This window comes from Nonomuraea sp. NPDC050786 (assembly GCF_040654115.1).
Taxonomy (GTDB): domain Bacteria; phylum Actinomycetota; class Actinomycetes; order Streptosporangiales; family Streptosporangiaceae; genus Nonomuraea.
This window is the reverse complement of sequence record NZ_JBFAHJ010000027.1, coordinates 159889-173781: the sequence shown is the minus strand read 5'-3', so window position 1 is coordinate 173781 and position 13893 is coordinate 159889. Positions and strand designations below refer to the sequence as shown.

12 protein-coding genes are annotated in these 13893 nt (G+C 68.7%); 4 read left to right on the top strand and 8 right to left on the bottom strand.

Annotated features, from left to right (window positions below):
- Positions 1-87: 87 nt before the first annotated feature.
- The 3 genes from AB0H84_RS38330 to AB0H84_RS38320 form a co-directional block, all read right to left on the bottom strand.
- Complete coding sequence (locus AB0H84_RS38330; RefSeq protein ID WP_357615843.1) at positions 88-1950, bottom strand: ABC transporter ATP-binding protein; 1863 nt, start codon at positions 1948-1950, stop codon at positions 88-90.
- A gap of 75 nt (positions 1951-2025) precedes the next feature.
- Positions 2026-3084 (bottom strand): PQQ-dependent sugar dehydrogenase, encoded by a 1059-nt coding sequence (locus AB0H84_RS38325; protein ID WP_357615840.1) that lies wholly within the window; start codon positions 3082-3084, stop codon positions 2026-2028.
- Positions 3085-3185: 101 nt separating this feature from the next.
- Entirely contained in the window at positions 3186-3593 is a 408-nt protein-coding gene (locus AB0H84_RS38320) for a nuclear transport factor 2 family protein (protein WP_357615837.1), read from the bottom strand.
- Between the two features lie 119 nt (positions 3594-3712).
- Between AB0H84_RS38320 and AB0H84_RS38315 the strand changes: the two genes are divergently transcribed.
- Positions 3713-4294: a helix-turn-helix domain-containing protein gene (locus AB0H84_RS38315; protein ID WP_357615834.1), complete on the top strand. Its 582-nt coding sequence runs from the start codon at positions 3713-3715 to the stop codon at positions 4292-4294.
- 137 nt (positions 4295-4431) lie between these two features.
- Positions 4432-4863 carry a peptidase inhibitor family I36 protein gene (locus AB0H84_RS38310; RefSeq protein ID WP_357615831.1) on the top strand — a complete coding sequence of 144 codons (432 nt, stop codon included), beginning with the start codon at positions 4432-4434 and terminating at the stop codon, positions 4861-4863.
- 64 nt (positions 4864-4927) lie between these two features.
- On the opposite strand, the gene AB0H84_RS38305 is transcribed toward AB0H84_RS38310, so the two are convergent.
- The 5 genes from AB0H84_RS38305 to AB0H84_RS38285 all read right to left on the bottom strand — a co-directional run bounded on the left by AB0H84_RS38305 (position 4928) and on the right by AB0H84_RS38285 (position 11844).
- Positions 4928-6637 carry an ABC transporter family substrate-binding protein gene (locus AB0H84_RS38305; RefSeq protein ID WP_357615828.1) on the bottom strand — a complete coding sequence of 570 codons (1710 nt, stop codon included), beginning with the start codon at positions 6635-6637 and terminating at the stop codon, positions 4928-4930.
- Complete coding sequence (locus AB0H84_RS38300; protein WP_357615825.1) at positions 6634-8703, bottom strand: ABC transporter ATP-binding protein; 2070 nt, start codon at positions 8701-8703, stop codon at positions 6634-6636. Before AB0H84_RS38300 ends, AB0H84_RS38305 begins: the two co-directional genes overlap by 4 nt.
- Positions 8700-9542 carry an ABC transporter permease gene (locus tag AB0H84_RS38295; RefSeq protein WP_357615822.1) on the bottom strand — a complete coding sequence of 281 codons (843 nt, stop codon included), beginning with the start codon at positions 9540-9542 and terminating at the stop codon, positions 8700-8702. The genes AB0H84_RS38300 and AB0H84_RS38295 overlap by 4 nt, the downstream gene beginning before the upstream one ends.
- Before the next feature lies 1 nt (position 9543).
- Positions 9544-10521 carry an ABC transporter permease gene (locus tag AB0H84_RS38290; RefSeq protein ID WP_357615819.1) on the bottom strand — a complete coding sequence of 326 codons (978 nt, stop codon included), beginning with the start codon at positions 10519-10521 and terminating at the stop codon, positions 9544-9546.
- Positions 10522-10863: 342 nt separating this feature from the next.
- Positions 10864-11844: an aminoglycoside phosphotransferase family protein gene (locus AB0H84_RS38285; protein WP_357615816.1), complete on the bottom strand. Its 981-nt coding sequence runs from the start codon at positions 11842-11844 to the stop codon at positions 10864-10866.
- Between the two features lie 367 nt (positions 11845-12211).
- Here AB0H84_RS38285 and AB0H84_RS38280 point away from each other — a divergent pair, with 367 nt between their 5' ends.
- Positions 12212-13219: a cytochrome P450 gene (locus tag AB0H84_RS38280; protein ID WP_357615813.1), complete on the top strand. Its 1008-nt coding sequence runs from the start codon at positions 12212-12214 to the stop codon at positions 13217-13219.
- Positions 13220-13230: 11 nt separating this feature from the next.
- Positions 13231-13863, top strand: a complete 633-nt coding sequence (locus AB0H84_RS38275) for a sulfotransferase family protein (RefSeq protein ID WP_357615810.1) — start codon at positions 13231-13233, stop codon at positions 13861-13863.
- Positions 13864-13893 lie beyond the last annotated feature (30 nt).

The window sequence follows — 13893 nt, the reverse complement described above, 5'->3', positions numbered from 1 at the left end:
CAAAATCGGTCCAGCGGTTGGAAGTGCTCACTCACCAGCGGCTACCAGGCACCGAGTCTGCCCGATCAGCCGACCCGGTAGCTCCCATTAGCGGTAGGCGGTGGCTTGGAGGGTGTAGAGGTCGGCGTAGAGGCCGTTGAGGGACATCAGGGTGGCGTGGTCGCCCTCCTCGATGACCTTGCCGTGGTCGAGGACATAGATGCGGTCGGCGTAGCGGACGCTGGCCAGGCGGTGGGTGATGAGCAGGACGGTGCGGCCGTCGGAGTGGTGGCGGATGCGTTCGAAGAGGGCGTGTTCGGCGCGGGCGTCGAGAGCGGCGGTGGGTTCGTCGCAGATGAGCAGGCTGGCGTCGCGGTGGAAGCCGCGGGCCACGGCGATGCGCTGCCACTGGCCGCCGGAGAGCTCGTGGCCGTCCTTGAAGCGGCGGTCCAGGAGGGTGCGGTAGCGGTGCGGGAGGCCGGCGATGACCTCGTCGGCGCCGGCCACGGCGGCGGCCGCGTCGAGGGCCTCCGGGCCCTTGTCGGTGCCCATGGTGATGTTGTAGCGGGCGGTCAGCGGCCAGCGGGTGTGGTCCTGGGCGATGACGGCGGTGCGCAGGCGGAGGTCTTCGGGGTTGACCTCGCGCAGGTCGGTGGAGTCCCAGCGGACCGCGCCGGAGTCGGGCTCGTACAGGCCGGCGAGGATCTTGGCGAGGGTGGTCTTGCCGGAGCCGTTCTCGCCGACGAAGGCGATGACCTCGCCACGTTTGATCTCGATGGAGACGTCCCGCAGCGCGGGCTGGTCGGCGCCCGGATAGGTGAAGGTCACGTCCGAGGCGACGATGCGGTCGAAGCCCTCGGGGGCGGGGGTGGGGCGGGGGCCGGTCAGGCGGCGTTCGGCGTCGGCGCAGAACTCCAGGAAGTCGGTGAAGTACAGGCCCTGCTCGTAGAGCCGGTTGGTGGCGTACAGGAGGCTGCTGAGCGAGCTCTGACCCGATCTGATGGCCAGGACCGCCGTGCCCGCCACCGCCAGCGGGATGGCGGCCAGGGCCAGCAGCACGCCCAGGACGACGTAGACCAGCCCGGTGCCGAGGCCGCCCAGCGCCTCGCCGATCAGCCGGGCGAAGGTCTGGCGGCGGGCCAGGCCGAGCAGGACCTCCTGCTCGGCCCTGGCCACCGCGTCGTACATGCGCAGCAGGAACCCCCGCATCGTGAACGACCGCACCTCGGCCGCCGACTCCCGCTCCGCCAGCAGCTCCGCGATGATCCACTTGCGGCGGCGGGCCGGGATCAGGCCGTACATGGTGGCGTAACGCATGCGCGCGCTCCGGACCGCCGCCCACGCGTCCGGCAGGACGGCGAGCAGCAGCAGCGGCAGCAGCACCGGGTGGAGCACGCCGAGCACCCCGGCCGCGGCCACGATGCCGACCGCCGCCGTGACGACGTCGACGGCCCCCGACACCACGGAGTCGGCCACGGCCGCACCCCGGCCCCCGGCGCGTTCCAGCGCGTCGTGGAACTCGGGGTCGTCGTAGGCCACCAGCTCGACCCGGCTGGTCAGGCCGTACAGCCGCTCCTCCGTCAGCCGGGTGATCTGCGGGGTGAGGCGCGACTCCGCCCAGCCCGCGCCCGCCTGGACGGTCGTGCGCAGCACGGCCGCGCCGCCGACCAGGGCGAGGCTGGGCAGCGCGGCCATCACCCGGTCGGGGGTGGGGCCCTCGCTGAAGAGGGCGGTGAGCACGCCGGTGGTCGCCAGCAGGCCGAAGGCCGTGAAGACGCCGCCGAGGAGGTTGAGGCTGATCGTGGCGAGCGTGTCGCGCGGGCTCGCGCCCCACGCCATGCGCAGCGCCTGGTCCACCAGTGAGGGGAGCCGCTTGGCGATGGTCAGGAAGCCGACCTCCGCCATCTTGTCGTTGTGAACGTTCCATGTCGGAGTGGCGATCTCGCCGAGTTCGAGGGGCTCATCCTGCATGCTCTGAGTATGCGGGCGGGCACCGACAGTTTGTCAGCTCGATAACCGGGGCCGCCGAGCCACCGAGGGGTCATATCACCGTGCGGTGGGCGGGATGCGGACGATGCGGTCGTCCGTGGCCGCCGGGCGGCCGCGGCCGTCCCGGTTGCTGGTCGTCACCCACAGCCAGCCGTCAGGCCCGACCGCCACCGCGCGCAGCCGCCCGTACGTGCCCCGGAGCTCGGCGACCGGCGTCCCCGCCCCGCCGCTGCTCGTCACGGGCACCGTCCACAGCTGCGTCCCGCGCAGCGCGGCGACGAAGAGCGTACTGTTCGCGTACGCCAGCCCGCTCGGCGACGCCTCGGTCGTCGACCAGGTGACGATGGGATCGCGGTACGACGGGTTGCCGCAGACGCCCTCGCACGTGGGCCAGCCGTAGTTGCCGCCCGCCACGATGAGGTTGACCTCGTCCCTGGCGTTCTGCCCCAGCTCGGCGGCGAAGAGCCGGCCCTGCCCGTCCCACGCCAGCCCCTGCACGTTGCGGTGCCCGTAGCTGTAGACCCGGGAGTTGCCGAACGGGTTGCCCGGCGGGATGCCGCCGTCGGGCCTGATGCGCAGGATCTTCCCGGCTGGGGTGTTCAGGTTCTGGGCGTTGGCGGAGTTGCCCGCGTCCCCGGTGGCCACGTACAGGAGGCCGTCGGGGCCGAACGCGATGCGCCCGCCGTTGTGGATGGAGGAGCGCGGCACGCCGGAGAGCAGGACGGTCTGGGTCTGCGGGGCGCTCAGCCGCAGGCGCACGAGCCGGTTGTCGGTGCTGGTGCTGAAGTACGCGTACACCCACTGGTCCTGGGCGTACGTCGGCGACACGGCGATGCCGAGCAGCCCGCCCTCCCCCGAGGCGGAGACCCCGTTGACGGTGGCCACCTGCGTGGGCGCCTGTCCGGGGCGTACCTGCAGGATCCTGGCGGTGGTGCGCTCCGAGACCAGCGCGCTGCCGTCAGGCAGGAACGCCAGCCCCCACGGCACCTGCAGGCCGGTGGCGGCCACCTGCGCCCGGGAGTAGTCGAAGCCGCCGATGGCGGAGGCGGGGGGCGGGGCGACCAGGACGAACCCGGCGGCGGCTAAGAGGAGCATGATCACGGTACGTACGCGCATGGCTAGCTCCTTGACAAGGATTGTCGAGATCTATCAACGTACCCGTCATCCGCAGGTGTAGCCCGCCGCCCATCGCGTCACTTCGAAAAAGGGTGAAACTTTCAGGAGCGCTCGCGGGCGAACGGCGGCGGCGCCGACGGGTCCTGGAGCGGGCCGCTGAGCTGGATGTTGGCGATCAGCCAGCGGTCGTCCTGCCTGACGGCGACCAGCGTCACCCGGAACGAGTGGTTGGACTCGTGCCCCCTGACCGAGGTGCGCTGCTCCTGCACGCCGCTGACGATCGCGGTGTCACCGTGGAGGCGTGCCTGCGCATCGAGGATCGCGAAGTGGTGGTTCTTCAGGTCACCGCGGTGACGGCCGGCCCACTGCTCTTTGTCCAGCTTGAACCCTACGGGGCCGATGCCCGCGAAGTCGTCGCTGAGGAGGTCGCCGAAGGCGTCGGCGTCTCCGTCCCGCTCGGCCTGCGCCCAGCGGTCGACGAGGTCGAGGACCTGCTCCTGACTGCTCATGATCTTCTCCTTCATCCAGATAAGTGGGGATTGATTCCCCGGTTAACTGTCGCACGGGACAGTCGGCCGGCACAACACAAGTGGGGAAAATTCCCCCGGTTAGTGGTTAAGGTGGTCTCGTGAAGTCCAAGCCCATGCGGGCCGACGCCCGACGCAACCAGGAGCAGATCCTGCTCGCCGCGCGTGACCTGGTCGCCGAGCGCGGCCCCGACGTGCCGCTCGACGACATCGCCCGGCGCGCCGGGGTCGGGAGCGCCACGCTCTACCGCCGCTTCCCCGACCGGGAGGCCCTCTTTCACGCGCTCGTCATGGACGCACTGACCAGGACCGCCGCCGCGGCGGTGACAGCGGCCGAGGAGGAGCGCGACCCGTTCGAGGCGCTGGCGCGCTATCTGCGCGAGGCGCTCGAGCTGCGGGTCTCGGCCGTGCTCCCCGCCCTGCTCGACGTGGTGGATCCGGCCGCCGACCCGGAGCTGTCGCCGGTGCGCGAGAAGTCCGCCGACGCCGTGCGGCGGCTCATCGCCGACTGCCACGCGGCGGGCGCGCTGCCGCAGGACGTCACGTTCATGGACGTCGCGATGATGCTCGTACGCATCGCCCGCCCCCTTCCGGGGCCGCAGTCGGCGGAGGCCAAGCACGAGCTCGCCCGCCGCCACCTGGAGCTGTTCATCGGCGGACTGCGGGCGATGGGGGCGGCGTGAAACCGGCTCGTCGTCCTCCGGCGCCCGAAGAGCGGCGCCGGCGTGGGCGCCCGCCTCTGACCCGGCGAACTCCCTCTTTCCTGACAAGATCCGCCGATGTATCGTGCCGGAAGGAAAGTTTCACCAATGGAGGAGTCTTGGGCAAGAAGCTTCACCTACTGGCTTTACCGATCGCCGCCGCCGCTCTCGCGCTGACGGCGCTGCCGGCCCAGGCGGCCGTCGGCTATGACCGCTGCGCCGCCGGCTACTACTGCCTGTTCTCCGGGCTCGACGGCACGGGCGACATCGTCCAGATCAAGAGCGACACCCCGGATCTGGCCGCCTACGGCATCGCCGATCGCGCCAAGTCCGACTGGAACCGTACGGGCTCGTACATCCACCTGTTCTCCGAAGCCGGCTACGGCGGCTGCTCCGCCGTGACCAGCCCCGGCGGGAAGGGCAACTTCTACACGGCCTTCCGCGACTTCTTCGACTCCGTCCGCTTCGACGGCCCGAACGGCCCGTCGTGCTTCCCTCCCCCTGGGGAGGGGCTGACCGCCAAGGCGGCCCCGGCCGACTCGCACGGCTGATCGCCTCTGACAAGGGAAAACCCCCGGCCGGTGACCCCGGCCGGGGGTTTCTCTCAGACAGTGATCAGCCGGTGTAGCCGACGATCGAGTAGTCCGGGCTCTGGTAGCCACGCGCGCCCCAGTTGGCGAGCGTCTTCTTGGTCGCCCGGATGTCGGGCCGCTGGTACAGCGGGATGGTGTGCACCATGTCCCAGATGAGCTTGTCCGCGGCGTTGGCCTTCTCGATGGCCTTGGCCGGGTCCATCTCGCTCACCGCGTCGTCGATCGCGGCGTCCAGGGCCGGGTCGCTGCCCTTGGGGAAGTTGCTCTCGGAGCCGGTCTTGAAGGCCTGGTTCAGGAAGCCGATGGGGAGCGGCGTCCCGATCCACGAGAACGGCACCAGGTCGAAGTCGCCCTTGATGATGTAGTCGTTGAAGAACTTGTCAAGCGGGACGGGCTTGATGTTGACCTTGATCCCGGCCTCCTTGAGCATGGCCTGGGTGAGCTCGCCCTCCGTCTGCGACACCGGGGTGCCCGTCGGGATGACGAAGTTCAGGTCGAACTCCTTGCCGTCCTTCTTGCGGTACTCGCCCTCCTGCTTCCAGCCGGCCGCGTCGAGCAGCTGCTTGGCCTTCTCCAGGTTGTACTTGCCGAGGTCGCCGGAGTTGTCGACGTACCCCTTGTGGTTGTTCATGAAGATGTGGTTGCCGAGCGTCTGCAGCGGCCAGTCCATGTCCTTCAGGTCGGACTGCGTGATCACGTCACGGTTGATCGCGTACGCGACGGCGTGCCGGACGTTCTTGTCCTTCAGGAACTCGCTCTGGTTGTTGACCGTGATGTGCCGCCAGTTCGGGCTGAGCGCCTTGCGGATGTCCACGTTCGGGACTCCCTTGGCCCGCTTCAGCTCGGCCGGGGCGCCCGACGGAATCGTCACGGCGTCGAGCTCGCCGTTGGCGAAGGCGTTCACCTGCGCTTCCGGCGTCTCGATCGCCCTGAAGATGATCTTGTCGAGCTTGGCCTTCTTGCCCCACCACTTGTCGTCACGCACGAGCGTGAGCGTCTTGGTGCCCTCGTCGATCTTCTCGACCTTGAAGGGACCCGCGGTGGCCGGGATCTTCTGCAGGTACGACTTCTCGTACGCCTCGGGCGTCTCCATGTACTTGGCGGGGTAGAGGTTGGGAGACCGGGAGAACAGGCCCTGCCACTCCGGATACGGCTTGGCGAAGGTGATGACGGCGACCTTGTCCGTGTCGCCCTTCTTCACCGACTCGATCTTGTCCCAGCCATCGGTGGAGGCCGGCTTGAACTTCTTGTTCTCGCCGCTGTTGGACTTCCACGCGGCCTCGAAGTCCTTCCACGAGAACGGCGTGCCGTCCGACCACGTGGCCTTGTCGTTGAGCGTGTAGGTGACGACCTGCTTGCCCGACGACATGTCGTTCTTCACGTCGACCAGGTAGTCGGGGTTCGGGCTCCACTCGGCCTTGTCGTTGGAGACCATGAGCTGCGGCATGATCGGGTCGAGCATGTCGGCCGTGTCGGACTGGTTGCCGTCGACGTGGTTGCCGTTCCACTGGGTCGGCCACTGCCCGATCGCGAGCGTCAGCGTGCCGCCGTCCTTCACCTGCTCGTAGGGGACGGGGTTGATGCTGATCGCCGGGGTCTCCGACATCTGCTTCTGGGCCTGCTGCGACTGCTCGGCGCTCGGCTTCTTGGCTTCGCCGCCACCTCCGCCACAGGCCGCGACGGCCAGGGCCAGCACCGCGACACCCGCGGCCGCACGGTAACGAACCTTCACTTTTCCTCCTGATCGTCCGAGGCCGTGATGACCTCGATCTCCTCCGCGTAGTGGCAGGCGGCGCCGTGGTCCACGGCACGCGCCAGCCGAGCAACCGAGGGCTCTTCGTCCACACACCGCCGCCGTTCCGCCTCGCTGAGCGCGGCGAACTTGGGGCAGCGGGTACGGAACCGGCATCCCGACGGTGGGTCTGCCGGGCTGGGCAGGTCGCCTTCGAGCAGGATCCGCACGCGAGTGCGCTCCATCTCGGGGTCCGGCAGCGGGATCGCTGACAGCAGCGCCTGCGTGTAGGGGTGGGCTGGACGGTCGTAGACGTTCTCGACCGTGCCGATCTCGGCGATCCTGCCCAGGTACATGACCGCCACGCGGTCGGCCAGGTGTCTGACCACGGCCAGGTCGTGGGCCACGAACAGGTACGACAGCCCCAGCCGGTTCTTCAGCTCCTCCAGCAGGTTGATCACACCGGCCTGGATGGAGACGTCGAGTGCGGAGACCGGCTCGTCCAGCACCAGCAGCTTCGGCTCCAGCGCGAGCGCGCGGGCGATGCCGATGCGCTGGCGCTGGCCGCCGGAGAACTGGTTCGGATAGCGCTCGGCGTGCTCCGGGGAGAGCCCGACGAGCTGGAGCAGCTCCGCGACCTTCTCGGCCACGTTCTTCTTGCCGTGCGCGCGCAGCGGCTCGGCGATGATGTCGCCGACCGGCATGCGCGGGTCGAGCGCGGCCATCGGGTCCTGGAAGACGATCTGCAGGTCGCGGCGGAGGCTCCTGCGCGCCGCGCCGTCGAGCTTGGCGCTGTCCTTGCCGAGCACCACGACGCGCCCGCCCTGCGGCGGCTGGAGCTGCATGATCTGCTGGAGCGTGGTGGTCTTGCCGCAGCCGGACTCGCCCACCAGCGCCAGCGTCTCGCCCTCGGCGATGTCGAAGCTGATGCCGTCGACCGCGAACACGGTGCCGACGCGGCGCTTGAAGACCGCGCCCTTCATCAGCGGGTAGTGCCTGATCATGTCGTCGAGCTCGAGCACCGTGGGGCGCTCGGCGCGCGGCACCCGTACGACGTCGTTCGGCGGGATCACCGGCACGGGGAACACGTCGGCCCCGGTCAGGCCCTTGTGCTCGATCTCGTGCGAGCGGATGCACGCCACGTGGCGTCCGGCCCCGAAGGGGGTGAGCGGCGGCTCCTCGTCGTCGCACATGTCCACCTTCATCGGGCAGCGCGGTGCGAACGGGCAGCCGGGCGGTAGCGCCGACGGGGAGGGCGGGTTGCCCTCGATGGGCACGAGCGGCCCCTCCTCGCCGTCGATCCGGGGGATCGAGGCGAGCAGCCCCATCGTGTACGGCATGCGCGGCCGGTAGTAGATGTCGTCCACCGGACCCTGCTCGACCGGCCGGCCCGCGTACATGACCAGCACCCGGTCGGCCATGCCGGCGATGACGCCCAGGTCGTGGGTGATCATCACGATGCCGGCGCCCGTCTCCCGCTGCGCGGTCTTGAGCACCTCCAGCACCTGCGCCTGGATGGTCACGTCGAGCGCGGTGGTCGGCTCGTCGCAGATCAGCAGGTCGGGGTCGTTGGCGATGGCCATGGCGATCATCGCCCGCTGGCGCATGCCGCCGGAGAACTCGTGCGGGAACGCCTTGGCCCGCAGGTGCGGGTTCGGGATGCCGACCAGGTCGAGCAGCTCGACGGCCCGCTTGGCGGCCTTGTCCTTGCCCATTTTCTGGTGGATGCGGACGGCCTCGGCGATCTGGTCGCCGATCGTGTAGACGGGCGTGAACGCCGACAGCGGATCCTGGAAGATCATGCTGATCGTCTTGCCTCGGACCTTGATCTGCTCGTCCTCGTCCATGCCGAGCAGCTCACGGCCGTGCAGCTTGACCGAGCCGCTGACCACGGCGTTCGGCGGCAGCAGGCCCATGACGGCCAGCGAGGTCACCGACTTGCCCGAGCCGGACTCACCCACGATGCCGAGCACCTCGCCGGCCTCGACCTCGTAGCTGACGCCGCGCACGGCCTCGATGCCGCCGGGGAAGGTGACGGTGAGGTCCCTGACCTCCAAGATGCTCACGAGTTGCTCCCCGGGTCGAGTGCGTCACGGAGGCCGTCGCCGATCAGGTTCACGGCGAGCACCAGAAGCACCAGCAGGCCCGCGGGGAAGGCGAACAGCCATGGGTAACCGGTGGCGTTTCCGGAGCCGGACGCGATCAGCGTGCCGAGCGAGACGTCCGGCGGCTGGATGCCGAAGCCGAAGAAGGACAGCGCCGCCTCGCCGATGATCGCGCCGGAGACGTTGACCGTCGCGTCGATGATCAGCAACGAGGACATGTTGGGCACGATGTGCCGGAAAATGATCTTCCAGCGTGGAATGCCCATGTAGACAGCGGCCTGGACGTATTCGCGCTCCCGCAATGAGATCGTCATGCTGCGTACCACTCTGGAGGTGATCATCCAGGAGAAGGCGGCCAGCAGCACCACGAACCAGAGCCAGGAGGAGCCTGCCTTGAGCCGCGGCGAGATGATCGCGATGATCAGGAAGCTGGGCAGGACCAGCAGCAGGTCCACGCCCCACATGAGCACCCTGTCCACCCAGCCGCCGAAATATCCGGCGAACGCGCCCACGACCGCGGCCACGCCGGTCGAGATGAGCGCGACCAGGAGACCGATCACGATCGACTTCTGCATGCCGCGCAGCGTGATCGCGAACATGTCCTGGCCGATCGAGGTGGTGCCCCACCAGTGGTCGGCGTCGGGAGGCGACAGGAAGGCCATGAAGTCCTTCTCCTGCCAGTCGTACGAGCCGAAGTAGGGGCCGAGGTAGGCCAGCGCCACCAGCAGGATCAGGGCGGCGAAGCCGTAGCGTGCCTGCGTGTTCCGGAGCAGGCGCCGGAGAACGACTTTCGAACGCATGTCAGCTCACCCGCACCCGAGGATCGAGGGCCGCCACCAGCACGTCGGACAGGAAGGCGGCGAACAGGACACAGACGGCGGTGAAGAAGGTCACCGCGGCGACGGAGTTGACGTCGTTCGCGTTGATCGAGTCGACCAGCCAGGCGCCCATGCCGTGCCAGGCGAAGATCTTCTCGGTGAAGGTGGCTCCCGTGAACAGCGTCCCGAACGCGAAGGCGAAGTACGTCGCGACGGGGATCAGCGCGGTGCGCAGTGCGTGCTTGATGAGCGCCGTCCTGCGCCGCAGGCCCTTGGCCATCGCGGTGCGGACGAAGTCCTGGTTCAGCACGTCGAGCATCATGTTGCGCTGGATCCGGCTGTAGAAGGCGACCAGGCCGAGACTGAGCGAGATGGTCGGCAGGATCAGGTGGTTCAGCCGGTTGAGGAACTGGTCCCAGCCCGACAGGCGGGGGTTGTACTCGCCGGTGTACTCGATCAGCGTGAACCCGAGCCCTCTGTTCAGGTTGTACGTGGCGATCGCCAGCAGGGTCGCCAGAACGAGAACGGGGACCGCCATGATCACGAACGAGCCGACACCTATTAACCGGTCGCTGAGCTTGTACTGCTTCACCGCGGACCACGCACCCATGGCCACGCCGATGGCGAAGCCCACGATCGTGCCGATGAGCATCAACCGGAGGCTGACCATGATCCGGCGGCCCATCTCGGCATTGACCGAGCCGCCGTTCCAGGTCTTGCCGAAGTCGCCGACGACGACGCCCTTCGCCCACGTGGCGTACCGCAGGAGAACCGGGGTCTTGTCGTTCAGGTTGTAGGCGTCGAGGGTTCGGTCGATGACCTCCTCGGCGATCGGAGGCTGGCGCCCTTGGTATGCCGATCGCGGGTTCATCGTGCTGGCAGCGAGCATGTACGCCAGACTTGCCGCGATCACAACCAAGATCACATTTATAACCAACCTGCGGAGCAGGTACCTGCCCATTACTCTCCGTTCGCGCTGACCGGGGACACGTGCTTCCATCCGGAGAGGTGTCCCCGCAACGAAAACCCATCTCGTGCTGCAAAAACCACAAGCACCTCGAGATGGCGATCAACGCGCAGAATATAAGCAAAAATGTAACAGTCAGAAACCGTTGGACATAACGGTCAGGTCACTCGCAATAGCCGTACGGACCCGGTCGGCCACCTTACCAAACCCATCCTGACCTGCGCAAACGCCCATCATTTGGACATCATTTACCGCGCTCATCGCGAGCCAGTGTCACAGAATCCGGACATTAATTGACGATCACGGAAAGTGATCGACTTCACGCCGGTCTGATCGTCAAGTGAGTTCGGACAGCACCCTGATCACAGGCTCATACGTGTCCCGCACGCCGTCGCCGTCGCCCAGGCGGTGGCGCTCCAGCCGGACCGCCCCGAGGTGGCGCACCTCGTAGAGGAGGAAACGCCAGGTCGCGGCCGCGCCGCGGGCCGGCTCCCCGTACCCCTCCCAGAACGCCACGCGCTCGTCCCGCTTCTTCGCGACCATGCGCATGGTCCAGTCGGCGGCCGGGTCGCCCCACAGGGTCCGGTCCAGGTCGAGCACGCCGGTGATCGTCGGCTTGGGGGCCCCGGCGGCGATCATGGTGTTGACCGTCCACAGGTCGCCGGCGAGCAGGCGGGGCTCGGTGATCTCGTCGAGCACCGAACGGTTCTCCTCGGCCAGCGCGGCGGCCTTGCGGAGGTCGGCGGCGTCCAGCCCTGCCCCGTCGAGATCGGCCGCGATGCCCTCCAGCGAGGCGATCACGGCCTGGCTCCAGGTGGCGTGCCCGCCGCCCGCCACGGGCCCGAACGCCGGGCCGCGCACCTGGTGGATCTTCCTGGTCACCTCCCCCATCTGGCGGAAGAACGGCGCCCAGGCCGGTCGCGGGTAGGCCGGCAGCCCTTCCGGCGCCGGGACCCCGTCGAGGAGGGTCTGCACGAGGTAGTCGCGGCCGATCAGCTCGTGCGACCAGTCGGCCGCGATCACCCGCGGCATCAGCGGGGCGATGACGGTGAGGTACGGCACCGTGGCGTACTCGTTGCGCATCAACTCCCGCTCGGAGGCGAACTGCGCGCCCGGCTCCGGCGCGAACCGCACGACCACGGGCCGCGCCTCGCCATGGACGGTGACGCGATAGGTGCTGTTGTACGCCCCCAGCCCCAGCTCGACGGCGGAGCGGGCGTCCCGGCCGAAGACGCGGCGGCACACGGCCTGGATGTGGTCGGGGGTCACCGGCCGCTGGAACGCGTCATCGGCCCGCTCGATCGCCTTGAACTCCATCCGGCCATCTTCCTACGCCCGCCGGCCGCATTCGCCATGCTCACAGCGGATGCCTTTACCATGGGCACCGGTTTACTCACTCTGCGCCTTTACCGCGAGTCGATATGACGGCCCGGACGAGGGTTGTGTTCTGTCCCGATCTGAGAGACGATCTCTCTAGAGAGCTTGAGTCTGATTAGGCTGGACAGCCGGTTAGAGGGGCCTCTTGTCGGAAATCCTGGACCACGACCCCATTATCTCCCTCGCCTCTCCCGACCTCCTTCTCAATCCCTATCCCGCGTACGAGACCCTGCGCCGGGAAAGGCCCGCATTCTTTTATGAGCGCCTTGACTCATGGATTTTCAGCCGATACGACGATTGCGTCGCCGTGCTGAGGGACAGCACGAACTTCGCCGCCGACTGGCGCCGCGTCGGCGAGAAGATGCCGCCGCGGGCGATCAACATGCTGACCCTGGACCCGCCGGAGCACACCGTGGTGCGGCGGCTGTTCATGGAGGCGCTGCGCGCACAGGACCACACGGCCCTGGAGCCGATGATCGAGCAGCACACGACCGAACTGCTGGCCACGCTGGCCCGCCGTCCGTCGTTCGACTTCCTCACGGAGTTCGCCGAACCGCTCGCGCTCTCGACGACCTGCGCGTATCTGGGCGTGCCGATGCCGGATCCGGCCTGGGCCTGCCGGATCGCCCGTGACATCGTCGCGGGGATGGACGCCGGGCTCTGGCCCGAGCGGGCCCGACCCGTGCTGGCGGCGCAGGAGGAGCTGGCCGTGCTGGTCGAGGAGTGGCTCGCCCATCCGCCGCCCACCGGCGTCGTCGGCGTCATCGCGGCACGCGCGGCCGGCAGCGGCGTGGACCCGGCCGTCATCGCCAACACGGTACGCGGGCTGCTGTTCAGCGGCTACAGCTCCGGCAGCAAGCTGCTCGGGCTGGTGGCGATCGCCCTGCTGCACGAGCGGGTCGCCGAGCTGACACGGTTCCGTACGCGCGACACCGCGCGCGCCGTGGAGGAGATGGTCCGCCACGCCTCCCCGATCCAGGCGGTCGCCCGCGCGTGCGTGCGCGACACCGAGCTGGGCGGCGTCACGGTGCGCGCGGGTCAGGCGGTCACGCTCTTCCTGGGCGCGGCGAACCGGGACCCCGCACGGTTTCCCGACCCGGACACGGTACGGCTCGACCGGCATCCCAATCCGCATCTCGGCTTCGGCCGGGGCCCGAAGTCCTGCCTCGGCTCGCCCTTTACAGCCGTCTTCACCCGGGTGGCGCTCCGCGTGCTCGCCGAGCTGTATCCCGGCATCAGGGCGCTCGGCGCGCCGACGTATTTCCCGAACCTGACAGCGCGCAGCATTGAGCGTTTCGAGGTCGCCCTTCGGTAAAGGAGGATTACGTGCTGAAGGTCGTCGGAGCCTCATACGGGCGCACCGGGACCAGTTCCGTTCGATTGGCGTTGGAAATCCTCGGGTTCGGCCCCTGCCATTACATGAGGGAGCTTTTCACCAGCCCCGCGCATGCCGAGGAATGGCTGCGGGTCGCCGAAGGCGGTGCACCCGATTGGAAACGGCTGCTCGACGGTTTCGCATCGACGATCGCGTGGCCGGCGGCCTTCTGGTGGCGGGAGCTCGCCGCCGCCTTCCCTGAGGCCAGAGTGCTGCTGATCGTGCGGGATCCGGCCTCCTGGTACGCCAGCATGCGCCGCACGCTCTACCGCACCAGGCCCGCCGTGGCCGGGCCGGAGGCGAGCGTGCGGGACCAGGTCATCGAGAAGATCGTCTGGCAGGGGACGTTCTCCGGGAGATTCGAGGATCGCGACCACGCCATCGGCGTCTACCTGGCCCATCTGGACGAGGTCCGCGACGCCGTGCCGCCCGGCCGGCTCATCGAGGTCGAGCCGTCGCGTGGATGGGAGCCGCTCTGCGCGGCACTGGGGGTCGACGTGCCGGACGTGCCCTTTCCCGTGGCGAACACCACTGATGACTATCTGCGCCGCGCCGAGCAGGCCGGGGTCCTCCCGCCACGGTGAGAACGCAGTGCCGGCAGGAAAGGGGACAGG